This is a genomic window from Spiroplasma endosymbiont of Monopis laevigella (assembly GCF_964019975.1).
Taxonomy (GTDB): Bacteria; Bacillota_I; Bacilli_A; order Mycoplasmatales; family VBWQ01; genus Spiroplasma_E; species Spiroplasma_E ixodetis_A.
Genome location: NZ_OZ026473.1, coordinates 316,154 through 340,354, shown reverse-complemented (window position 1 = coordinate 340,354; position 24,201 = coordinate 316,154). Strand labels below are relative to the sequence as shown.

Genomic DNA, 24,201 nt, shown 5'->3' with positions numbered 1-24,201 from the left:
TTAATTTTAGATTAAAATATTAATTAGTAAAAATATAGTCTAATGGTATATCTCAATTATCGTGATTAATTATATAAGGAATTTTTTGAATAGCAAAACCAAGTCCTATTTTACTAAAGTTAAATTTATTTTTAGATAAATAACGGTCGTAAAAACCTTTACCATAACCAATACGGTAATAATCTTTATCAAAGGCAATTAATGGTACTAACATACAATCAATTTGACTTCCTATAACTTTTTGGCAATTTAAACTTGGTTGTCCAATTTTAAAATCATTATCAAATACGATATCGTTTCAACTATTAATAAAGTAAAATTCCAAATGTTCACCATTCATTCTTGGTAAACAAACTTGTTTTAGATTTTTTCATAATAATTCAATAATTTCTTTAGTTTCTACTTCATATGGTAAGGAATTATAAAGAGCAAATACATTATTTTGTTTAAAATAATGTGATTCATTAAATTTATTGAAAATAATTTTATTTCACTTTTGATAATTATTTTTAGAAACATTTTTTAATTTTTTTAAATAAATGGTTCTTAAACTAATTTTATCCTTAATTTCCATTTCCATTTTTTTCACATTCTTTCTCAATTATTTTATTAATACCATTAATACCAATAAGGGCACATTTAATTCGATTACGCTGTCTTGGTACATTTTTAAAAGCAATCATATTTTCAATTATTTTATCATTAAATTGCTTTTCTGATAACATTGCTTGATAATTAATAATAATTTCTTTTATTTGTGATATTGTTTTACCTTCAATTAAAATACAAAAAAGATCGGTTGCTGCAGTTGAAATAGCACACCCAATTCCAGTAAAGCGTGCGCTATTAATAACTTTATTTTTAATAGAAATTTCAACATGAAAATTATCAACACATGATTCATTGTTTTGATGATATGTCAAACTATTTGGTAAATTTTTAAAACCTTTATTTTTTGGATTACTATAGTGTTCAACAATTAGTTTGCGATAATAGTCTTGATTGTTATTAAAAGAATTCATTTAAAAAATCTCCTCCTTCATTAATCCCTTTTTTTAAAGATATTACTAATAAGTCAATATCTTTTTTACAATTATATATGTAAAAACTAAGACGAATTGTTACTTCAGCGTTAATTATATTAGGTAATAATTTAGCACAATAAGTTCCACTGCGTACGCATATATTTTGTGTTCCTAAAAAATTAGCAACATCTTGTGCAAATACTTTTTTAATATTAAATATTATGTTACTACTATTGCCATCAATATTATAAATTTCAATATTATTTCCTAAATGCGCTGTTAATTGTTCAATTGCGTATTTTTTTAGTAAAATTTCATGATTTCTAATATTTTCAATACCAATGTTTAATAAATACTTAATAGCTGCACCTAGCCCAAATACACCCGCAATATTTTGTGTTCCACCTTCAAAACGATAAGGACTATTTAATAAGTTAAATTTCCCATTTTCATAAATATCACCATTCATGCCTCCACCCAATATTAGTGGATCTAGCATATTTAATCATTCGTTTTTTCCTCAAAAGACACCGATTCCAGTTGGACCAAAAACTTTATGACCAGAAAATCCAAAAAAATCAATATTTCAATTTTTAACATCAGTTTTTATATGTCCTATTGATTGTGCACCATCTATTATTACTAAAATATTTTTAAAAATTCAATTATCACTTTTAACATTTTTTTTACCATATTCTTTAATAAAATTAGTTAATGTTTCAGTATCATTTTCTATTGCTAAAGAATTATTAATATTTGCAAAAGCAACTATTCTGGTTTTAGGTGTTAAAACTTTTTTTAAACTTTCAACAGTAATGAATCCTTGTTTATTTGTTTCAATAAATTTTATTTTAATTTTTTTAGTTTGTATCAAACGATAAAATGGTAAGAGTAATGAGCTATGTTCTAAAGTGGTTAATAAAATTTCATCATTTTCTTGTAAATATTTTTCTAAGCCAAAAGCAATTTGATTATAAGCAAAAGTTGCTGAAGGACAAAAAACTATTTCGTTTTCGTTACTATTAATAAATTTACTAATTGTTTTTCTAGTATCTTCAAATATATCATTTCCCTTAACAGCAAGTTGATAATCTTGACTATGTGGATTAATACAATATTTTTCATAATAATCGCTAACAGCATCAATAACTATTTGTGGTTTTAGTGAAGAAGCGGCTGTATCTAAATAAACTAAATCAGGATTATTTTTAAAAAAGGGAAAATCAGTTTTAAAGGTATTATCATTAATGTTTATTTTTTTATTCATATTTACTCCTATATCATTACACCAAATATAATATACTTATACTAATGATTATACACTTAATTTTGTGCTAATTTTCTTAAAATTAAAAAATGAATAAAATATTATTTGTGCACTATAAAGTAATAATATTTAAAAAAAATAATATTTTAAATTTTTTAAAATAAATAATTGGTAATTAGTTATTTCATTTTAAAATTAATTAGAAAAAACTATCCCTTAAATATAAATTTTATGTTAAGATATCTTAGTAAAATAAATTAAAAAATCTTTTTTTGCTATAGATTTAATTAAAAGGAGTGAATAAAGTGCGCAATATTCTTGCCTTAGTTGCAGCTTTCACGTTATCATCAACATCAACTATGTCTATTATAGCTTGTAATAATTCAAATGAAAGAGGCACAACTAATATTTTCGACTGAAATAGTGCTTTTATAGATACAAGTACTACGACTGACACCTTTTTTAATTACTTATTAAATAATCCCAACAGTGGATGAGGTAAAACATTATATACTGATATTAATCAATATATTAATCTTTCAATTTTAAAAAATACTCCAGAATATAAAGATGATTATCTTGCTGCTTTGACAGCAGCTCAATCTGAAATGGAAAATAAAATAAAATCATTACAAGCAAAATATGGTCGTTCATGAGAAAAACAATGAAAGAAAGTATTGGGCGATGATGATGTTAATACTTACATTGATAATATTTTAAAAAAGAGTGCTTTAGGTATTATTCAACGTAGTTATGTTACTAGTAATTATAAGGATTATAAATACTACAATCAAAATGAAATTAATATTTGATTAAAGGATTTATGAGAACAAGTAAAGAGCGAAAACAATCCAAATGGTACTTATGATAGTGTACAAGAATACATTAATGGTAAAGCAGGTAGTATCGCTCTTGGTAAATATTCTAGCAAAATTTGAATTGTTGCTAATGCTAATAATTCAGAATCAGATGCTATTGCAAAATTAAACGATAATGTCAAAATTGCTAAAACATGAACTGGTGTTAATATTAGTCTTCCTGTTGTAAAAACTAGTGATGATAAGAATGATAGTAATTATGAAACAGATTCATACAATACTATTGATGGCTTATTAAGTGATAATCAATCTAAAATAGCTAAAGTAATGTTAAGAAATCAAGAATTAATTTGAACTCGTCAAATTGTTATTCCTTTTGACTCTACTGCTAAACCTTTACAAGAAAAGATTAATGCTTCTCAGTTTTCTCAAAATAAAACTAAAATTAATGAAATTTTAAACAATATTAGAACCAATGGTTTCGATCAAACATTCACCGAAGAAAAAGGGGCCGCTATTACTGATGTTAGTAAAACTGGTGATTTAGGATTAATGGATATTACTAAATCTTCACAAGAGAATAGTCCTTTTTATTATTACTTATATCGTTATGTAACTAGTGCTGAAGGTGTTGGTAAAAATGTTGATGGTATTCAACCATATAAATTAACAAAATTTACTTCACCAACTGACAAGGAAAAGGGTTTAGATGACTTAATTCCTTATATAGACCGCGATAGTATTAAAGATAAAGGTAAAGATGGTACTAGTCAATATAATGATTTAGTTTATATGAAAGATATAAAAGGACCACAACTTCCTGATGCTGCAGTTAATAATGGACCTGGAGTTGGCATTTTTATTGATACTGGTGGTATTCATTTTATTCAAACGCCAGGTATCACATATCAACAGCAAGACAAACCTAAAAGCGATGAATCAACTTATAATATAATTAAAACATTTAAAAATCATAGAAAAGATACTTATCAGTGAAAAGACTTAGCACCGTTATCTGAGCGTCTAGGTGGATTATCTGATTCTCCTTATCTTGATTATTTACAAACTGGTTTTTTACTACAAAAATATACTCCAAATACAACTCCTACTTTTAATTTAAATGATGCATTAACAGCCTTTACTGGAGGTACTGGAGGTACTGGTAGCCTTGGTGATGCAACTTGATGAGATTATAATTTATACTTTAATAATAACTCAAGTTTAATTCATTGAAATTTACAGGATATATTTGGTTCAAGTCCTCTTGATCCAACTGATAAGAAAATTAATGACTTTGTTGAAAAAATGAAAAGTTGATTTGATAAAACTAAAGAAAATCGTTGAAACAATAGACAAGGTATTAATATTAATGCAACATTTAAGGATAATATTATAAAAACTAATAATACATGAGATGGCTTTACACAAGATGCACCAGTTGCTCGTATGGATACTAATATTGCTAATTATCTAGATGTTGTTGGGAAACGAACATTATGATGATATGATCCAAGTATCATTAGTTCTTAGACGGGAGGTATAAAAAATGAAAAAGATAAAAAATATTTTACCATTATTAACTTCAGTTACTCTTTTATCTGGCCCTGTATTATTATTAGTTGCTTGTGATAATGAACGTGATATGAGTAATTTACCTAGTGGTAAAATTCCTGATGATTATAAAAATCGTGTATTATTTAATTTTTTAGGAGTAAACTTTAATGAAACGATTTCTGCTCAGTTTAAGAATACTTATTCACAAGGTCTTGATTTTATTTTAAAAGATGTTGAAGGAACAATTGCTCAGCAAAAATTTTATGAATTTTTTCATAAGAAACTTCATTATAGTGAAGACACAAAAAATGCAAATGGTACTACTACAATGGGAGAAGCCAATAAAGCTTTTATAAAACTTAAAGATGATTTAGGATTAAATTTATTAACTCAAAAGTACTTAAGTGGTATTAATACAGCTAATTCACTAGATAAAGTATCAGCAGCAGATAATAATGAGTTATTATTTCAAAATCAAAGTTGACATCAGGATGGTACAAGTAAATTTAATTATCAAAATGTAGAATTTTATAAAGAAAAAAATAAAGATACTGATAAAGTTAATGATCCTGATCAAATATTTACTCCTGATAGTTTATATAAAGATTATGGTGATAAAGATGCTGCTTTTGATGAACAATTAGCTGCCATTGCTAAACATCCAGATGACAATTATAGTAATGAAATTGGTAAATTATTACCAAATGATGCTAAAAAATGAAATAGTAGTGCTGGTATTAATAAAACACAAAAAGGTCTTTCTGGTACTGATATTCCAACTTATTCAAAATATTTAAAACGTTTCCAATGATGATTACGTTTTCGTTATCAACAATATTATCAATATCAAATTTTACCAGAATTAAATCAAACTTTATTTACAATGTCTTATATTTTAGACAATATTGTTGATATTAAAGATAATGAAGCAGGTAAACCTATAATTTCAACCCAAACAAATAACCTTTACATAAGTCAATTACAAGATACTACTGGTTGACAAAAGAGTAACTATAATGTAAATTGAAACTTTACTACTGATTTAGCAAATGCGCAAAGCATTGATCAAAAATGAAATAGTAGTCCTTCTGAATCTCCAAAGTGAGAGTCGATTGTTAAAAATGATGATTCAGGAAAAGAAAAAACTTTAAATTCTGATTTTTTTACTCAATTAACAAGCGGTAATGCCTCAACTATTAGTGAAATTGATCCTAATTTTGGTGCTAATGGTTTCTTAAGTGCTGCTACTACTACCCAAGAAGCTGCAAGTTGAGTAACTAATGGTGGATTACATTACACTACGAATAATAATATTGCTACATTTACTTACTCTGCTCCTATTCATTTCCTAAACCTTTTACAAAATTTAGATTTTAGTTTTTTAAATAATAAAAACAAAGGCTGAGTTCCAGAAATTAGTAATTTAATTCATTCATGAAACAATAGTGGTAATGCTAGTCTTGAGACAGATTTCTCTAAGTATATAAGGGGTGATGCTAACGAAAGCACTATTACCCAAGAAACAAAGTGAAATATATTTTGACAAATGTTATATTCTATATCTGCTAGTGATTCTGCAACTAAAGATTCACCAGTAGCTGAAAACTTTAAAATCGCTGCTCAAAATTTATTTCCAACATATATTCCAAAAAATAATATATATGAAGAAGGATTTTGAAATAAGGTAAAAGAGTTTTATCCATAATAATACTTAATATTTTAAGTTATACTTATAAAGTAAGTTGAGGTGAAATATATGACAAATAAAGCATGCATTTTTTGTACAATTATTAAAGATACAAATAACTTAATTTTTGAAGATACAAATACAGCAGCATTCATGGATATCAATCCCGTAACTAAAGGACACATTCTAGTAATTCCAAAGCAGCATTTTGAAACTTTTATTGATACTACACCCAAAATAGTGATTGATGTTAGTATCACAACTCATAAAATTGCTAATTTGCTAATAAAAACTATTCCCGAAATTAAAGGATTTAATATTTTAACTAATAATGGTAGCGAAGCATTTCAAGAAGTGTTTCATTATCATGTTCATATTATTCCAAAATATATTCGTGAAAAAGGGTTTTTAATTAATAGGACAAAAGAAAATGTTACAATTGATGATATTAATAATATTAAAAAAATACTAAAATCACAATTAATGTAAAAAATATTTAAGGAGGAAAAAAATGAAAAGTCTTAAGTTATTAACTTTACCTAAAATATTAATGCTAATTGGTGCTGTATGAATTATTGTTTTTAGTTTATTGTATGCAGCGGGAGTTATAACTTATAGTTTCTATGGCTGAAATGAAAATGGAGCTACATTAGTTATAATAGGTATTATTTATATTCTAATACCATTTTCAGTTAAACCTGGATTATGATCAAGACTATGAGCACTATTTATATCATTTCTTTCAGTTATAATAGTTATTGGTTTATTTGTTGGCAAAGATGTAGATTATAAGTCAACATGAACTTATATTAATGCTTTACCACATATTATCATGGCGTTTGGCTCTATTTTATGAATATTTAATAGTAAATAAGTCATAAAATAATTATTAATAACTTAAAATATTGGTTGAAAATAGTATTAAACCAATTTTTAATAAATAATTAATAATATTTTTAGAGTTTATTTTCAACATAAATAATAAGAAAAAAATATTATAATAGTTATTAATTATCAAATTTTATAAAAATTATTAATTGATGAGTGGCATAACTACCTTTTTGTTTTAATCAAAAAAGCATTTTTTATTAATGATGCTATAATTTTAAGCATTAATAAAAAAAATAAAGGAGATTGAGATATGAAAAAAAGAAAAGTATTACATTGTTCAAGTTGTAATAAAGGAATTAATGGTAATGATTTAGCTTCAAACTCAAAAACAGCAAGAAAAATTATGAAATGCCCAGAGTGTGCTAATCAATAATTTTTTGATTATTAATAAAATTTATATTATTATCAATAGTCCTTATCAACTAATTTTAAAAATTTTTGGGAGCGTACCGATGTTGTCAATAATATTCAAATTTGTCTTTAAATTATAAGATTAGACGAGAATCAATATGCAATTGTATGTTAATCTTAACACTTGTAAAATATTAGTCAACAATAATACTTACTTTTATAACTCAAAAATTCTTATTAAATTTTACTTTAATAAGTTTTATTTTATTTTTAGTTATCTTTAAATTGAAATGGTTAATTTATAATAATTGTATTGCTGTATTTATTTGATAACATTTAAAATTAACCATTTTGGTATACATATCAATGTTATAAGTTCTATCACCAATCATATGCTTTAAAATTTGTTTAATATTAGTTTCAGTAAAGCAACCAATATTTTCAACTAATGCTTGATTTAATACGCCATCTTTTGCATTAACAAAATAACCAACTTTTAATTTTTTATATTGTAAAGTCAATGATTGTAAAAAATCAATTAATTCATAATATTGACCTTTGGAAAATAAATTTATTGCATTTTGATAGTGTAATTTAGCAATTTTATTTTTTCTTCTTCCAGCCATTATGCCAAGAAATAAAACATGAAAAGCATGGAATTTATCTAAAATAAATTTAGCATTTAAAATTGTAGCAGTTTTTCTAATTCATTTTGCACTATCTCCACAAACTATTAAATTTGCTTGGTCAAAATTTTCAAAAAATAAATTACCATATTTTTCAATTAATTTGGCAGTTTTTTCAGCACCAATTTCTGTTTTTGATACTCTAATTTTACATACAGCTCTTTTATTAATTAATTTTCCATTCTTCTTTTTACCAGTACAAAATACTAATAATCTCATTGAACATTTTTTACAATTTTTAGTATTATGTTTTTCATTAAACTTAAATTTTCTATGTCCATCATCAATATTTACATATAAATTTTGATATGGTTGTAATGGTATTTTGAGGATATTGGCTTTTGGTAATTGAAACTTTTTATATGTTCTACAAACTGTACTATTACTTATTAAACCTTCAATAAAAGTATCACAAACATCATGATACTTTTTACCATCTGCAAAATATTTCAAAATTTGTTTAATAACATTAGGTGCAAGTTTACTATATTTTTTAACACCAAGATAATTATCTAACAATGAAAGAAATTCCATTTTTTGTGTTTTTGGGTTATAATATGTACAAATACGTCGTTTATAAGTTAATAAACCTTTTTTTGTTTTTAATTTTCTTTTTCTAAATCTATATGACTTATATACAGATTTATCACATGCATTTCATAAATAATCATCTATTTTTTTAAATAATTCTTCTGTCTGTTGTAAATTTAATTCATCTTGATTAAAATTGTGTTTGTCTCAATCAAAATGATTTACAAATGGTAATATAAACATTTTTAATGTTCCTTTCAAAATTTTATTTGTTAATAATTTAAGTTTAATTTTTTTTAAAAATAAGGAGTAAATATGGCTTTTATCACTAGTTATGTACAATTAAATAAAAAATATAATCTTAATTTTAGTGATAATAATTATGGTTTTAGTTGGGATATTTTTAAAGAATTTGTTGGTGATGAATGAGCAGAATATTTTACTACCAATTGTTTTTATCGTTTTGTACCAACAGCACGTGGAACAAGAAAAACTTGAAATTGTTTAGCATTTGATTTATTTATATGTTGTAATTTTAGTGATAGTAGTGTTCAAGAAGTAAGAAGATATGAAAATACTCATAGTGAAACTACAATTGGTGCTTTAATGAATGTTTGTCAAGTTTTATTAGATACATATAATATTAATTTATTACCTAATAATCCACATGGTATTAAATGAAAAATAACTAAGGATGGTGGATGTATTATTTTTCCTAATAATCAACAAATTGACTTTATTGGTTATGCTAATGGTAATAAGATTTTTGGAAAAGAAGCCGGTGGTTCAAGTTTTTTAGGTTCAAGAACAGATGAAATTATTATGGCAGAAGAAAAAGAAACACTAACAGAAAAGCAATTAACATATCGATATGAACGTTTACAAAACTCTATGTTTAGAAGTAATCGTATTAAAGTATCAAAAGAACCTATTAAAGAATGAAGTTGAACGTTTATTGATAAAAATATATATAGTCCTAATTTTGGAAAAAAAATTACTCGCTATTTTTATAAAAGTTTCTTTATTACTTTTACATGTAATCCTTATGATAAATATCATCCATTTTATTTAAAATACTGTACGCCATTTTTACCATTAAATGATAAAGTGATGTAAAATCTTAAAAAAAATGGCAAAATTTATTATGAAAATCAAGATATGTTTAGTGGTTTAGGTTTATTTGTTTTAAGATTTACTATTCAACCATTTTGAAATAAATTACCAGATATTCAAAAAAGAACATTATTAGAAATGAAAAAAAGTAATCCTGATGAATTTAATACTGTTTTTTATGGTTTTGAATTTTTAGATAGTGATGCAACAATTTTCCCATTTCAAAAAACTGTAAAGTGCTGACAACCATATGATTTAAAAGAATTTTATAATTCAAAAAAAGATATGTATAAATTTGATTTTTATTCAGTTGGTGTGGATTGAGCAACTGGTCATAAAGACCATACTGTATTTATAGTAGTGGGTTTTAAAGAATATAATAATACTGGTTATTATGATGCTTATATTATTTGTGAATTAGTAGTTACTCCAAATGATTTTATAAATGAAAATGAAAAAATTAATGCTTATGTTAATGAAATTTTAGGATTAATTGATAATTTTGAAAATTTTGAACAAGCAATTTATTTTTATGATGATAAAGCACGAACTGCCATTGATTGATTAAATCAAAAATTAATAGATGAACATAATACTATTTTAATCACACAAACTGCTATTAAACATGCTTCAAATTTAAATCAAGAAGCAGGATTAACTAATAGAGTAGTTTGAATGAGAAACATTATGAGTTATGGAAACTTTTATGCAAATAAAGATGATTTACCAAAGACTACTCAATGTTTAGAAGAATTACGTTATGACCAAACCAAAACTAACATTCCTGATAAAAATATGTATCAAGACCCGTATGATGGATTATTTTATGCATTGTATCCATATAAAAATGTAATTAGGGGTAAAAATAATGCTACTGTGAAAAAAAGCATCTTCACATTTGCCATATAATAAACAACTACAATATCATTAATAGTATAGGTATCACAAAATAACGCCTTTTATTTAGGCGTTATTTTGCGTTTAAAAACGTACTTGTAAAAATAATCAAAAATAGTACAGTTTATAAGTAAAATCAAGGAAAAAAGGAGTAATTTAATATGAAAACATGAATAAAAGCAAATTTAAGTAAAATAACATTAGCATTAGCACTAACTGGTGCTACAACTGGAACAATAGGATTAATCATGGGAGGTGCTTACCCATAATCTTAGTGGACTTAAATATTATTTAAATTCATATAAAAAACCTATAATGGGTGTTCAGAAAATATGAATGTCTGACATTCATGGTATTTCAGTTTCTATAAAAAGTGAATTTAAAATATACTTTGCTGATAATCCTAAAAAAACAAAATTTTATAATGGTGGAGATACTATTGAAAGAATAGATATACCATGAGATGGCAATTATCCATATGGTTATTTTAATAAATAACATTTAAATTTCTAAATTAATATAAGAAATATTTTCATTATATTTGTCAAATAAATTAATATTAGTTAAGTTTATTTCTTGTTTGTCAGTTATTAAAATTAAATAATAATTACCAGCACCAAATATTCCACTAATTTCAATCCGATTTAAATTATTAATTGGATTTTTAATTTGCAATTCAAATTCATTTTTATTATCAATTTGTAATATCTCTTCATAAAATTCTAATTTAGAAAATAATTGAGATTTATTTGAACCATATAAATTTAAAGCATTCTCAATTTTATTGTTACTAATAATTACTCTTGTAAAGTATTTTCCATATTCGCCATTTCCTAATGTTCAATCTGCTGGAATTAATGACGGAATATTATTGCTTTCTAATTCATTTGTAATAGATAATCAATTAAATTGATTATCATCAAGTTTAAATAATTCATTTTGACTAATATCATTATTTTTTAATTTAATATTATTCATATCTGTAAAATCAAAATATTCAGATTTTAGTATTACTTTTACATCTTTATATTTTCAACTATTATCCTTATTAGAATGTATAGGATTTGATTTTAATTCAAAATAATAAGGTAATAAAATTTTATTATCATCATTTAGACCTTTATTTATTGATAATGTTGAATAAATATACTTTGATAACATAATAAATACTTGTTTAAATATTTTAACTTGTTGCAAATTTATGTAATTTGGATAATCAAGTTCTCATTTTCTAAATAAATTAGTAATAACTTCATCAGGTTTTTGACCTGAGAATTTATCACGTAATTTTGCTATTTCATTTTTATCATCATAATCTGCGCCATCAAAATTACGATTATAATTATAGGTATAACTTAGCATATCTAATAATAATTGTTGTAAGCTATCAATAGTTGGTGCATCTTTAATTTCAATTTCAATATCATTAAATTTATTATTAGTTGCAATATAACTATAAAATTGACTTTCACCTACAAAATCTCAAACTTCTTTATCCTTTAATTCTTTTTGACTTTTTAATGGTCATTTACCACCTAAAACATTACTAAACTCATATCCTAATCAAGCATGAGTTATTCTTGCATTATTAATAACTTCTCTTCTTGTTACAGAACCACTACTAATTTTAATTAAATCTAAAACTGATTTTTCTTGTCCGATAAATTGTTTTGCTAAATTTCAAGGTAATATTTGCTCACTAAATCATTGTTGTAAAATTCTAACTTTTGGTTGAGTTTCAATAGGCATTGATAACAGCGGAAATGCTATCTTATTTTTAACAAATAACTTTGGGTATACTTCCATATTGTCAACTTCACCAAGTACCTTTATATTGCCAAAAATCATGCTTCTAGGGGCTTTAATTTTTAAACCAGTAACTTTTGTATCTTTATCTAATGGTTTTTGTAATTTAATAATGATTGGATAACCATCTCTTGTTTTAAAATCTTTAATTTTAATAATAGTTATACTTTTAGTACTTCTAGTTTTTGGATTTTGATAAGGTTGTGAATAATTATTAATTATATATAAATTATCAATATTATTTTCAGTTAAAGGTTCATTTATACTAACGGCACATAACTTAAATTGATTTAATAAATTTATTTCTTGAAATATTAAATTTTTAATATCAGTCATACTATATTCAATTGTATTATCATTAATATTAGTACTTGCTCTTTGATTTAATTGCATAGTAAAATCAGATGTTTCAACAGCAGTAGTTTTTAATACTTTATCAATATCAATAAAACCTATTTTAATAGTATTTGCTGAAAATTTTAAACTATTATTTTCATTATTTTTAAATAAACGTTCAATTTCATAAATATATATCGTTCTTTTTTTAAATTCATCATATGCTCTATTAATATCTGGGTCACTAGTAGCACGCATCATATTAGTAAAGTCATAAGGAATGTTATCAATTAAATAATCATTTTCTACTTCTGCTTGATTAAGTTTAGTTTGTTTCTGTGGAAATTTCGTTTGTGGTTTGTTGTTGTTTTCCATTGTTCTCTCCTATTAATTGGTTATTTTCGGGATTAAATAATTTTAATTTAACTGTTAAATTATTAATTTCTTGATCATCATTAATATTAAATGTTTTACTATTTAATAAATCTTTATCTACACTTACTAATATTTGAATAAATTTAAGAATATCAATATTAAATTGTCATAATTTTTGTTCAATATAATTAATAGTTGAAATATTTACTGCTGTACTTTCGGGAACTGATTGTTGTGCTGATTTCTTTTGACTTGGTATATGAATACCACAACGTTTAAATATTTCATTAACATTTCAATCATATATATCAGTTAAATTTTTACCTTTAAAATTACTATTTGTCATATTGATATTTTCGTTTTGTTCATTATTATCTCCACCGCTTTTAAATATGTAATTTTTAGTAACTAATGTTCTTACTGCGTCTTCTATTAAAGATTGAACATTGCCATAAGTTTGACTAAATATAAATTTAGGTGAGTTTAAAATAGTATCTAAAACAATTTGTTCATAAATAACATCTAATGCTTTAATTTTATCCATTACTTTATTACAATCTGCTAGCTCATTTGCTTTATTTCTCATAATTGCTATTGGTATATAGTTAATATTTAGTGTTTGTTCTTGTGCTAAATTAGGGTTATTAATGAATGATTTAAAATCTAATGGAAATTGTTTTTTATTATCACTAATACTATAAATTGCACGATTAATAGTTATTTGTTCATTATTTAATGTATAAACTTCAAATAATCTTACCATTTGTGCATTTTGTTCATAACTATCATAAAAAATAGTACATTCAATTAATTTACCAGTAATATCATAAACTCTTTGTTGTATATCTACTACTTGAAAATATAAGTCATCATTAGCAATATAAATTAAATAAGCACTAATTCCTAATTTACTTAATTTAAAAATTGAATTTCAATTTTTTCTGTAAAATTCTTGTTGAATTAAATATTGTTTAATAGTTTCATTATTAATATCTAATGGAGCATTATATAAATTAGCATTATTTTCTGCTACAAAATCAGTGAAATAAGTTTCATGGTTAAAATCATTAAAACCAAAATAATTTAAAATTGAAGCATGAGTACTTTTATTTTTATTAGTTAAAAATTTTACTTTTTCATTTTGATTATCACTAATATTACTTTTTTCTTTTCTTTTAAATAGACTTAACATAATATTCACCACCTTTTTTTAAAATATTTGATTAATTTTTAATACAATTTTTATAATAATAAATATAATTAAACCTGCTGTTGCTGATGATAAAATTACTCCTATTAAACCTAAAATAATTTTTATAATTTTAAAAAACATAATATTATTCCTGTAATTCTTCTAATTTTTTAAAAATATAATCTCTACCCATACCCCACATTATTCTATTATTATAAATATTAATTTCAGTATCCGCATTAACATTATTATTTGATATTCATAAACTACTTTTTAAAACATTTGTATCTAATTGATAATAAAAATTAATTATTTGTCAACTATAATTTTTATTATTTTCTTTACTAGTATAATCACCAAAACTATAATATATTCTATAATGTGTTTTATCTTTAAATATATATTCTATATGTGTAATATTATTTTTATCTACTACGACTTTACCTACTTCTTTTCAATTTGAACCACTTGGACTGGGTTGTGGTTGTTTTTCTAATATTTCATTAATTGCTTGTAATAATTTTTTATTTTGAGTTTTTAATAATTTATATTCATTATTTTCTAATAAATCTTTACAAAGTAATGAATTTTCTTCATCATTTAATGCAATTTCATTTGTTTCAGTATTATATTTAAAATAATCATTTGAAAATTTTTTATCTTTTATTTTTTCTTTTAATTCATTAATAGCACCGGCAATAGTTTTATCAGTAGTTTCTAAATTAGGAATTTCTGCACTAATAGCATTTATTTGAAATGCAATAGGAAATTGTGATTTTACATCTTCTAATTTTTTATCTACTTCTTCTTTTTTATAATAATCAGATAAATTAGGAATTTTATTATTGATTTCATTAATTGCAGGAACTATTTGTTTAGAAACTGTTTGTAAAGCATCATCATTGATATTTTGCTTTTTATCTAATAAATTATTAGTTTCTAGTTTTGTGTAATAATCATGTTCAGTACTTTCTTCTGTTATAAATTCAGTTGGTGTATCTATTCCTTGATATTGATATATTTCTTGTATATCACCAATTAAATTAATTTTTCCACGTTCAGGATAGGAATTACCTCCACCACTAAATTTTTTATTTCTATTGTCATAGTAAATAGTTCCAATATTTAAAATATTTTCATTTTGTATTTGTTCTTTATAAGTCATGGAATCAACATTTAACAATTCAAATTCATGAAAAATATTATTTAAATAAATTTTAATTATTTTATAAAATTTCATAAAGTTATTTTCTGTTGAATAGTGATAACTGATTTTAATAAAATATCATTTCAACATTTCTATATTATTATTTTCAACTTTTTTTCATAAAGGACTAGTTTCAATATTAAATCAATTATTTTTGATATCATCAATGTTTTCATTTGTTTTAGTTAATTCACTATTTAATTTGGTAATTTCATTTTCATTAGTAGTAATTCGTTTTTGTTGTTTAGCAGAAAAATCACAAGTTGGTGCATGAGTAAAATCACCAATTTGCGGATTATTTTGTAATGCTTCTGGTGGTAATGTTCCAATTTCATCTGGTCAATCTAAAATCATTGTTTCAGTTTCTTTATCATAACCAGTTGCAACATAACCTTTATTAACAAATTTACTAATAGGACCTCTATATATTTCATTTTCATTATCATCAACTAAATCATCATATAATTTAATTTGTTTTAATAATGTAAATTCTTTTTGTTCTTTAATTAATTCATCAACTTGATTTCTAGTATAAAATGCTTTTAAGTCAATTTTTTCAACATCTATTTCATCATTATTATAACTTGAAAATATTTGTTTTAATTCTGTTAATCTTGCTCATATTTTCATTCTACTAGGTGCTAAATCTCAAACATTAATTGTAGGAGTACTATTTGCACTAAATTGATTACCATTATTAAATTGAATAGTAGCATCAACATTAAATTCAATTGGTGTACGATTAAATACTCAATGTTCAACCATAACATAAACCATATCTCTTAATGTTTCTTTAATTAATTCATCTTTAAAACTATCAAAAGGAAATTTAGATAAAATAAAATCAAGATAAGCATTAATATCATTTTGCGCGCGAATAGCAAAAGTTATAAATCAATCATTAATATTTGATCATGTTTGTATATATTGTTGTGGAGTTTCTGTAATTTTTCCAGTTAATGGATATCAGTTATTATAATTTTCAAGACTGACATCAGTTCAAAGTTTATTAATCATAATTTATCATTCCTTAAAAAATGCTTGTTTATAATGATGAGTATGTTTTTTTGTTTTTTTATGTGTTATATGTTCAATTTCTTTTTGTATTTTATTTTTACCTTTTTTTATTTTTTTCTTACTTTTTGTTACAACTTGACTATATGCAAACTTTTCTAAATGATGTAATAATCCAGTACCAAATAAAGTATTAACACTAAATTTTAAACCAACATTTTTAAATGATTTGTTAATATTTTCAATAGGATTATTAATAACATTTACTACTTTATGATAAGTTCTAATAGTTCTAAATATTTCTCTATATACTTTAAAACTATCTCTAATTACTTGTTGCACCACTGGTGGAGCAAATGCTATTGCTTTTAATCATTTATTTTGATTAACTCCATAACCAATGTATCAACCACTATATCAACGATATCAATGGAATGGATGTATTTGAGTAACAAAAGTTTTTGCTTTAAGAATACTATCAACAACTGTAATTGGGTTATATTTAGGATTGCGATGATAAATAGTAATTGCACATTTATCTAATGACAAAGGTTGAATTTTACAACCCATAAATACTGGTGAATTTAATGGAATTAATTGTGCGTGTTTAATTGCTCTTTTTTCTGCACTAGTAAATAAATCAGTTGCTTTTTCTTTTAATTTCTGAATTTTTTCAAATACTTGTTTTTCTAACTTTTCAAATTTTTCTTGTAATTTATATATACTTTCTCGTATTTTTTCAAAATATGGTGTATCTTTTCAAAATTTATTTAAACCTTTTTTTAAATAAAATCTAATATCAAAATATTTAAAAGTTTGATTTGCTTTTAAAACAAGTTGATGAATAACATTATTTTTAAAATTAAATTTAATAGCATTAGCACGAATTTTTTGTAAATCTAAAATTAAAGTTTTTCCATATCTATTTTCTGTATGTATTGTATGAACTAAATTTAATCAATCATGTTGATTCATTTTTAATACTTCTTTTAAATCAGTATTAAATTTTTTTAAAAAGTTATTTGCTTTTTCAATATCTTTAATTTTAAATTTAGGAGTTAATTGTGGACTTAATTTTATTAATGTATTTTGTAATAATAAGTGTTCCATTAATTTTTCTGTTTCTAGTTTTTGAAAATTATTCTTATATTGTCTTTCAGCAACATATCCTAAATCTCGTAATACTGTTTCACGATTAGGAGTAAAACTATACTTCATTAAATAACGTTTATTACCAATAATTTTATCTGTTAAAATTTCTTTTCCACTTACTTGACTAATAATTTCTTGTAAGTTTTTTGCTTCTTTAATACCAACTTGTTCTAATGTTTTAGTTTTTTGTGCTAACTTAATAAATTTAGTTGTACGATAACCACGACTAATTTTATTAAGTCCAGCAAATGCTGGTAATATATTAAAAAAAGTATTTAATGGTGTTACATTTCCTTTTAAATAATCATAAACTTGATTAATAGTAAAATCAGTTAAAAATTCTACACCAACAGCACTAATACTAGCAATTAAATCACTTGCACCTAATCCAAGGGCTACACTTTCACTTAATCCACCAGTAAAAGGAGCAAGTGCTACTGCTATAACTTGTACACCAATCATTTCTAAAATTTCTCATCAAAAACTTTTATTTTCTTGTTGTTTACTTATTCTAGTATGTTTTGGTTTATTTATGTTTAAAAGTATTGCTGTACTAGTTGTACCGATTGGCATGATATTAATTTCCTTTATTTAAGAGTTATTTTTATAGGATTTGTTGAACCTTGATAATTTGCATCATTAATATCTGCAGTAATAATTACATATAAATCTCCTGCTTTTTGATTTTGATTACTTACATCAGTTTTGCCTTGTGCATCACTAAAATATTTAATATTTGCATGTACTAAATCTAATGCTGGATTCAAACCAGTAATTTCTCTTGCATTTTTTATTGCTGTATCTAGTAATTGATTTTTTCTATTCGTATTAGCAGTAATATCAGTTGTTAAAATTGTAAGTTTACTACTTAAATCTGTTTTAGTAATAATTCCACATAGCATTCAACGTGATGTTGTTTCTTTTTTTGACATATAAGGAATTGATTGACCTAGTACTTCACCACCAACTTTATATGCTCTACCAAGTTTGCCATCAGCAATTTCTTGAACATAAACAATTGTTTGTTGTAACATATATCTTTTCATTGCTCTTGGTGTTGCTAAAATAAAAGGTATAATTTGTTTTTTATTTTCACTATCAGTAAATGTCATATAATCATCCATTACAATTTGACATAATACACCTTTTATATATAAATCATTACCATTTAATCTTAGTTGTTGAGCAATTTGGTTATCTGTAATTAAACCTTTATTATTAGCCAAATAAACAATAGTATCATAAAGATTATTTGTAATAAAGAAACGACAATTTGCACTATTTCTTAATTGAAATAAAGTATTTCAAGCAGATAACATTGCCTGTATATGCCCTGTTGGTGATGTGTCACTAATTATTACTTTAGTTCCGTTATCGCTAATTACTTGTATATCATCAGTTGCTAATTTATCTGCTAAATCATTAGCGACTTCATATTGCATACTTTCTAATAAATTTTGTCCATTTTCAGCATTTAAGTCAACTGCTGCAATAGTTTCACCAGCAACATATAATTTTTCAATTATTTTTGGAATAGTATCAGTTTGTGCATAAGTTACATCTATTCTTTGACTTTTATCATTTCATGCAATAACTTTAATTGATGGGTCTTTCGGAACTTTAATAATAAATTCTATTTTAGTAGAATTAACTATTTCAATAGGAAAAAAGTTTGCTCATGGACTATTTGATTGTTTGAAAAATTCAATAAATTCTGGTGCTTCAACTAGTTTTTCTGTATTATTTAAGTTTGTTTGAATATTAATTGCCATTTTTATTTTCCTTTCTGTTATAAATTATTTTTCTTTTTATAATCCAATAAACTACTTTTTATTGAATTCGATTGATTTGTTAATATTGTTTCTTGTTTACCACCTGTATTAATTGGTTCTTTAAATACTGGTTGTTCTTTAATCATTTTTTTAATAGTGTCTTCTACTTTTGAATTTTCTATATTACTTGTTTTAAATTTTAAAAAATCATAAAATTCTTTTTTAACTTGATATTTTTTAAATATATTAAGCATTTCTTTTTCTTTAATTTCTTCATTAAGTTTATTTAACTTATTTTCTAATTCAACAATCTTAGTTTCTTGTTCTTTTTGCAAATCATTATTTTCAGTTAAAGGTTCAGTTGTTTCTTGAACATTAGTTTCATTTTCTAACATTTACATTACACCTTTATTTATTAATTTTTTCATTTAATTTTGCTAATTTTTTTTTATGTTTTATTACTTTATTATTTGCTCGAACATGTTTTGGAGTTGTAATAAATCGTTTAAATCAAACAATTAATTCTCTGCAAATTAATGTTCCTACACTTGTTCCAATAATGATTAATTCATGCAATAATTCTTTCATTTCAATATTTTCCTTTCAATTATTTATTTTTTAATTATTCGTCAAATTGACCACCATTAATTCTTTCAACCATTGACTGATAATTACTTATAATAGTTACTAATAAAGAAATTTCTTTATTTAATTGTTCCATCCTTTCTTTATGTATTTTTATTTCGTGATTATAATATTCAATTAATTTTTCTTTATTCATAAATTACTCACCTCCTTTATAAACTGTCATAATATGTAGTTGGTCTATATACTGGTGATATTCTATCTACAACATCATTAATTAATCTTGCATTTTCACTAGTAAATGTTGTTTCTTGCATTTCTTCAACATGATTAGTTGTTTCCATTGGTAGTAAATTATGGATAATTTCAGATGCACCAGCAATAATAGTCGGAACTGCATAAGCATTCATAAAATCATTATTAATACCCATAGCAACACCACTACTAATCAAACAACCACCAGTTGCCATATTTGCTATTTTACGTATAGTTTCAAATTTACTTGGTATTAATTCTGTAATTCCAGCAACCAAATTTGCAATACCATATGAATTTAAAGATATATAAGTATCTCAATCCATTAAAGATTGGTCATTAACATTATTATTAGTTACTGATAATGTTAATGCTGGTCATGGCGGAGTTTCTGTAGTGGTTGTAGTTGGGGTGATAGGATTTATTGTTTCAGTAAATTTACTATAATTTGCTAAACCAATTGTTCCTAATCCTAATGCTATTTTTTTACTTGAATTTAATAGTTTACTTTTTAAATTTGGCATTTGATTTAAATTTCATATATCAATTCCTAATTTTTTAGAAAATAATAAAGCATTTATACTACCTAATATTGGATTACCAATAAGTTGACCATAGTATGCAGAAGTTCCTATCATACCAAATAATGGACTTGCTCCAGTTCTTATTAATTTTAATAAATTGTAATTACTTGATTGTACAGTTATGTCATTTGGCATTTTCTTCTACTTCTTCTACTTTCTGTTTAATAAAAACTTCTATTCAACCTTGATAATTAAAGTTATCTCCAACTAAAATTGCAGTATTAGCATGTGGTTGAGAAACAATTAAATATTTAGCAATAACATTGGGATATTTTCATAAAATCAATGCTTTTATATCATTACTATCTGTTAAATCTTTGGGATTTGGTGAAAATATTTCTATTTTATCTTCACCAAATAAATCTTTTAATTTAATCATTATCAAATTCTCCATTTTCAATTCTTTCTTTTAAAGAAAAGACATATTCTGTATAAGTTCTATGTGGATTTTTATCATTTATAATTTCATCGATATCTAAAATTAATTTTTCTTTATATTCATTAATATATTTTTGGGCAATTTTTCTTCTTATATTTTCAACTTTTATCATATGTTTATCACAAAAATATCTTACTTGAACATTATCTTTATCTAATTTTGTTGGTAAATTATTACAATTTGTTATATGTTTACCAAGTTCATTAACTTCACTAAAACAACATGGTATATTTTCTTTATTCATTATCAATGTTTCCTAAATTTCTTCAACTTCTTCTATTTCATTTATTAACTGATTCTAATCAACAACTATTACAGGTATTGGATAAAAAGTTTTCTTTTACTTTATTGTACATAGAACATTTATCTTCATATTTCATATTATTTCTCCTTATTTTCAATTTGATTAGCAATTTCACTTAATATTTTTAATACTTTATATTCATTTTTTAATTCTTTACTAATAAATATTAAAAATATTATTAGTGTTATGCTTGTTATTAATATTGGTACTATTAATAAAATTTTTCATAATATCATTTTTTACTCTTTTCATTTTTTAAATCATTTAACATTTATTGAACAAAATGCACGATTTTTAGGAATATTTAAAGTGTTAAAAATTTGACCAGTTACAATAATTTCATCGTTTTTGTTTAATAAAATACAGCGTCTATAAAATTTTGGGTTGTTAAAAATTAAAGTAACATAGTTTAATCCATTTCATTGACCTCGAACACTATAATATAATTCTTTATTACCTTTTTCGTAATATTTTGTTTCAATAGTGTTACTCAGTTTTACTGTTAATTTGACATAATTGGCTTTCTCTTTCATTTTTATAATTCCTTAAATAATATTTAATATGCTTATATGCATCTTGTTCATGTTTTGTTAATTTTATATTTCCTTTATAATTTTCTATTTTGTTTTTATTTTTTGGTTCACTTTCTAAATAATCTCAATTCATAACATCTTCTGCTAATACTATTAAAGCACCAATAATTTTAGGAGTTGCTAATGGATTTGTTAATAATTGTTTTGAATTTAAAAAGAAATTTTCTACAATAACTAATATTTTTTTATTATCAAAATGTTTTTTAATTAATAAAAAGTATTCTTTAAATAGATTTTTGCTTTTTAAAACTGTTTTAGTTTTAAATGTTTCATTAAAAACAATATTATTAGTTTCATTTGAGTATATAATAATTCCATTACTACCAATACCAGCAGGGTCAATTCCAATAATTAAGTCATATTGCATTAATCAAATTAACCTCTAACAATTGTTTTAATAATTTCTAAATCACAATTAATTCAGCAATATTTACATTCTTCGATAAACTCTTTATGTCCACAAACTAAATTATTTTTTTGTAAACTATCAATTTGTTTGATTAATCCTACTTTATATTCAATAATCTTTTTTTCCATTATGTAAATCATCCTTTTCAATTATTTTTGCTGTTTGTTTAAGGTATTTAGGTATTTTGTTATAACAACTGTCACATATTAAATAAGGTATTGGTCAATTTTTATATTTAATAGTTTTAGTAGAATTATTAATACATTCTTTTCAAACTTTATCCATACAAACTCTTAATTCACATTTTTTATTTTTATTATTCATAGTTTTTTTCTTTATAAATAAAATATCTTTTCATTATGAGTTAAAATATGTTTATAAGAAGTGACTATATAATTAATTGACAAATCATTATGGTTATATGGATTATTTAGTTTAAAACCTTTTCTGTTTTCTTCTCATGTAACATTATATTTAAAACAAGGATTAGTAATCTTTGTTTTACTATCAGTTATTTCACCAATAAATCAACTATTATGCTGTTCATAAAATGTTAATGGTTCAAGTTTTATATCATTAAGATAATATTCTTTGGGTGTTTCTGGTTTATTAACAGTTATTTTCTGTTCAGAAATATATGGTTCTAATAATTTTGTTAATTCATCACCATTTAATTCTCTTTTAATATTTTCAGAATTAAAAACCCAATATGTGTAATTATTATCAACAATAAAAGAATTATTTTTAATCATTCATTTTGGAAGTGATAATTTATATTCAACATAATCAATAAGAATAGATTGTGGTTTATCTTTAACAATTTGTTCTTTTTTAAATTCTATTTGCATAATAATCCTTTCCTAATATGTCCTGTTGCTTCTAGCATAAAGGACATATATTTTGATTTTTAAATTATTAATAATACTATTATTAGTTTTATTCATTCCAGAAATTCTGGGCTCAAAAATAAATTGTGAAATTTTAAAAAACATTGAGGCATTCGATTCAATATTTATTTAATTTGCATTTAGCAAATTAATATTTTAATTGAACCGGCACCGCTCAATTTTTTTTACAAGTTTGAAATTTATTTTCTCGCCCAAAAATTTTTCAAAAAAAATAAAAAATAAAACCAACACTTGCTCACTGGTGAGTGGCAAGGTTGGTTAAATAAAGAATAGAATTAATATAGTAGGTTCCCTAAGCAGGTCTATATATACTAGTTTCCAATCCGCTCCCACCCCAAGAATTACCATTAAATGGTTAGTATATTTTATTAGGTATCACTCCACTTTTTATTTATCCATGCAAGTCCACATGCTAGCTACTATTTTTAACAACTGTGTTGTAGTTCACTT

Annotated in this window: 28 protein-coding genes; 8 read left to right on the top strand and 20 right to left on the bottom strand. The window is 23.6% G+C overall.

Annotation, left to right across the window (positions count from 1 at the left end):
• Positions 1 to 19 precede the first annotated feature (19 nt).
• From AACK94_RS02030 to AACK94_RS02020, 3 genes are read right to left on the bottom strand one after another with little or no spacing between them, the layout of a single operon-like run.
• Positions 20 to 580, bottom strand: coding sequence for a 5-formyltetrahydrofolate cyclo-ligase (locus tag AACK94_RS02030; RefSeq protein WP_252319030.1), 561 nt, complete (start codon positions 578 to 580; stop codon positions 20 to 22).
• Complete coding sequence (gene sufU, locus AACK94_RS02025) at positions 564 to 1,022, bottom strand: Fe-S cluster assembly sulfur transfer protein SufU (protein ID WP_174481014.1); 459 nt, start codon at positions 1,020 to 1,022, stop codon at positions 564 to 566. The genes AACK94_RS02030 and sufU overlap by 17 nt, the downstream gene beginning before the upstream one ends.
• Positions 1,009 to 2,292 (bottom strand): aminotransferase class V-fold PLP-dependent enzyme, encoded by a 1,284-nt coding sequence (locus AACK94_RS02020; RefSeq protein ID WP_338975993.1) that lies wholly within the window; start codon positions 2,290 to 2,292, stop codon positions 1,009 to 1,011. The genes sufU and AACK94_RS02020 overlap by 14 nt, the downstream gene beginning before the upstream one ends.
• 305 nt (positions 2,293 to 2,597) lie before the next feature.
• On the opposite strand from AACK94_RS02020, the gene AACK94_RS02015 reads away from it, so the two are divergent.
• The 5 genes from AACK94_RS02015 to AACK94_RS01995 all read left to right on the top strand — a co-directional run bounded on the left by AACK94_RS02015 (position 2,598) and on the right by AACK94_RS01995 (position 7,615).
• Positions 2,598 to 4,640, top strand: coding sequence for a hypothetical protein (locus AACK94_RS02015; RefSeq protein WP_338975992.1), 2,043 nt, complete (start codon positions 2,598 to 2,600; stop codon positions 4,638 to 4,640).
• A 16-nt stretch (positions 4,641 to 4,656) separates the two neighbouring features.
• Positions 4,657 to 6,369, top strand: a complete 1,713-nt coding sequence (locus AACK94_RS02010; RefSeq protein ID WP_338975991.1) for a hypothetical protein — start codon at positions 4,657 to 4,659, stop codon at positions 6,367 to 6,369.
• A gap of 51 nt (positions 6,370 to 6,420) precedes the next feature.
• The gene (locus tag AACK94_RS02005) at positions 6,421 to 6,840 is read left to right on the top strand and encodes an HIT family protein (RefSeq protein ID WP_338975990.1); all 420 of its coding nucleotides are present in this window, start codon (positions 6,421 to 6,423) and stop codon (positions 6,838 to 6,840) included.
• Positions 6,841 to 6,862: 22 nt separating this feature from the next.
• The gene (locus AACK94_RS02000; protein ID WP_252318892.1) at positions 6,863 to 7,225 is read left to right on the top strand and encodes a hypothetical protein; all 363 of its coding nucleotides are present in this window, start codon (positions 6,863 to 6,865) and stop codon (positions 7,223 to 7,225) included.
• Between the two features lie 267 nt (positions 7,226 to 7,492).
• Positions 7,493 to 7,615 carry a hypothetical protein gene (locus tag AACK94_RS01995; RefSeq protein ID WP_338975989.1) on the top strand — a complete coding sequence of 41 codons (123 nt, stop codon included), beginning with the start codon at positions 7,493 to 7,495 and terminating at the stop codon, positions 7,613 to 7,615.
• 277 nt (positions 7,616 to 7,892) lie between these two features.
• Here the strand turns inward: AACK94_RS01995 and AACK94_RS01990 are convergent, their stop codons facing one another.
• Positions 7,893 to 9,053: an Mbov_0401 family ICE element transposase-like protein gene (locus tag AACK94_RS01990; protein WP_338975594.1), complete on the bottom strand. Its 1,161-nt coding sequence runs from the start codon at positions 9,051 to 9,053 to the stop codon at positions 7,893 to 7,895.
• A 72-nt stretch (positions 9,054 to 9,125) separates the two neighbouring features.
• Between AACK94_RS01990 and AACK94_RS01985 the strand changes: the two genes are divergently transcribed.
• From AACK94_RS01985 to AACK94_RS01975, 3 genes are all read left to right on the top strand, one after another.
• A complete protein-coding gene (locus AACK94_RS01985) occupies positions 9,126 to 9,926 on the top strand; it encodes a hypothetical protein (RefSeq protein ID WP_338975988.1) in 801 nt (266 codons plus the stop codon).
• A 42-nt stretch (positions 9,927 to 9,968) separates the two neighbouring features.
• Entirely contained in the window at positions 9,969 to 10,832 is an 864-nt protein-coding gene (locus AACK94_RS01980) for a hypothetical protein (protein WP_338975987.1), read from the top strand.
• Between the two features lie 243 nt (positions 10,833 to 11,075).
• Positions 11,076 to 11,318 (top strand): hypothetical protein, encoded by a 243-nt coding sequence (locus AACK94_RS01975; RefSeq protein WP_281749131.1) that lies wholly within the window; start codon positions 11,076 to 11,078, stop codon positions 11,316 to 11,318.
• 3 nt (positions 11,319 to 11,321) lie between these two features.
• Here the strand turns inward: AACK94_RS01975 and AACK94_RS01970 are convergent, their stop codons facing one another.
• The 16 genes from AACK94_RS01970 to AACK94_RS01895 all read right to left on the bottom strand — a co-directional run bounded on the left by AACK94_RS01970 (position 11,322) and on the right by AACK94_RS01895 (position 23,691).
• Positions 11,322 to 13,337, bottom strand: a complete 2,016-nt coding sequence (locus tag AACK94_RS01970; protein WP_338975552.1) for a hypothetical protein — start codon at positions 13,335 to 13,337, stop codon at positions 11,322 to 11,324.
• Positions 13,288 to 14,529: a hypothetical protein gene (locus AACK94_RS01965; RefSeq protein WP_338975553.1), complete on the bottom strand. Its 1,242-nt coding sequence runs from the start codon at positions 14,527 to 14,529 to the stop codon at positions 13,288 to 13,290. The genes AACK94_RS01970 and AACK94_RS01965 overlap by 50 nt, the downstream gene beginning before the upstream one ends.
• 145 nt (positions 14,530 to 14,674) lie before the next feature.
• On the bottom strand, positions 14,675 to 16,753 hold the full coding sequence (locus AACK94_RS01960) for a hypothetical protein (protein ID WP_338975986.1): 2,079 nt from the start codon (positions 16,751 to 16,753) through the stop codon (positions 14,675 to 14,677).
• A 3-nt stretch (positions 16,754 to 16,756) separates the two neighbouring features.
• Positions 16,757 to 18,475 carry a hypothetical protein gene (locus tag AACK94_RS01955; protein WP_338975985.1) on the bottom strand — a complete coding sequence of 573 codons (1,719 nt, stop codon included), beginning with the start codon at positions 18,473 to 18,475 and terminating at the stop codon, positions 16,757 to 16,759.
• Between the two features lie 14 nt (positions 18,476 to 18,489).
• Entirely contained in the window at positions 18,490 to 19,674 is a 1,185-nt protein-coding gene (locus AACK94_RS01950) for a hypothetical protein (protein ID WP_338975556.1), read from the bottom strand.
• Positions 19,675 to 19,691: 17 nt separating this feature from the next.
• Entirely contained in the window at positions 19,692 to 20,069 is a 378-nt protein-coding gene (locus AACK94_RS01945; RefSeq protein WP_338975557.1) for a hypothetical protein, read from the bottom strand.
• Positions 20,070 to 20,082: 13 nt separating this feature from the next.
• The gene (locus AACK94_RS01940) at positions 20,083 to 20,262 is read right to left on the bottom strand and encodes a hypothetical protein (RefSeq protein WP_338975558.1); all 180 of its coding nucleotides are present in this window, start codon (positions 20,260 to 20,262) and stop codon (positions 20,083 to 20,085) included.
• A 34-nt stretch (positions 20,263 to 20,296) separates the two neighbouring features.
• Entirely contained in the window at positions 20,297 to 20,455 is a 159-nt protein-coding gene (locus tag AACK94_RS01935; protein ID WP_174480523.1) for a hypothetical protein, read from the bottom strand.
• 16 nt (positions 20,456 to 20,471) lie between these two features.
• Positions 20,472 to 21,233, bottom strand: coding sequence for a hypothetical protein (locus AACK94_RS01930; protein WP_338975559.1), 762 nt, complete (start codon positions 21,231 to 21,233; stop codon positions 20,472 to 20,474).
• The gene (locus AACK94_RS01925; protein WP_338975564.1) at positions 21,202 to 21,477 is read right to left on the bottom strand and encodes a hypothetical protein; all 276 of its coding nucleotides are present in this window, start codon (positions 21,475 to 21,477) and stop codon (positions 21,202 to 21,204) included. The genes AACK94_RS01930 and AACK94_RS01925 overlap by 32 nt, the downstream gene beginning before the upstream one ends.
• On the bottom strand, positions 21,470 to 21,781 hold the full coding sequence (locus AACK94_RS01920) for a hypothetical protein (RefSeq protein WP_338975561.1): 312 nt from the start codon (positions 21,779 to 21,781) through the stop codon (positions 21,470 to 21,472). The genes AACK94_RS01925 and AACK94_RS01920 overlap by 8 nt, the downstream gene beginning before the upstream one ends.
• Before the next feature lie 137 nt (positions 21,782 to 21,918).
• On the bottom strand, positions 21,919 to 22,077 hold the full coding sequence (locus AACK94_RS01915) for a hypothetical protein (RefSeq protein WP_174480528.1): 159 nt from the start codon (positions 22,075 to 22,077) through the stop codon (positions 21,919 to 21,921).
• Positions 22,078 to 22,080: 3 nt separating this feature from the next.
• Complete coding sequence (locus AACK94_RS01910; protein WP_338975222.1) at positions 22,081 to 22,374, bottom strand: hypothetical protein; 294 nt, start codon at positions 22,372 to 22,374, stop codon at positions 22,081 to 22,083.
• Positions 22,328 to 22,801: a hypothetical protein gene (locus AACK94_RS01905; protein WP_338975223.1), complete on the bottom strand. Its 474-nt coding sequence runs from the start codon at positions 22,799 to 22,801 to the stop codon at positions 22,328 to 22,330. The genes AACK94_RS01910 and AACK94_RS01905 overlap by 47 nt, the downstream gene beginning before the upstream one ends.
• Before the next feature lie 8 nt (positions 22,802 to 22,809).
• Positions 22,810 to 22,971, bottom strand: a complete 162-nt coding sequence (locus tag AACK94_RS01900; protein WP_338975984.1) for a hypothetical protein — start codon at positions 22,969 to 22,971, stop codon at positions 22,810 to 22,812.
• Positions 22,972 to 23,178: 207 nt separating this feature from the next.
• Entirely contained in the window at positions 23,179 to 23,691 is a 513-nt protein-coding gene (locus tag AACK94_RS01895) for a hypothetical protein (protein WP_338975225.1), read from the bottom strand.
• Positions 23,692 to 24,201 lie beyond the last annotated feature (510 nt).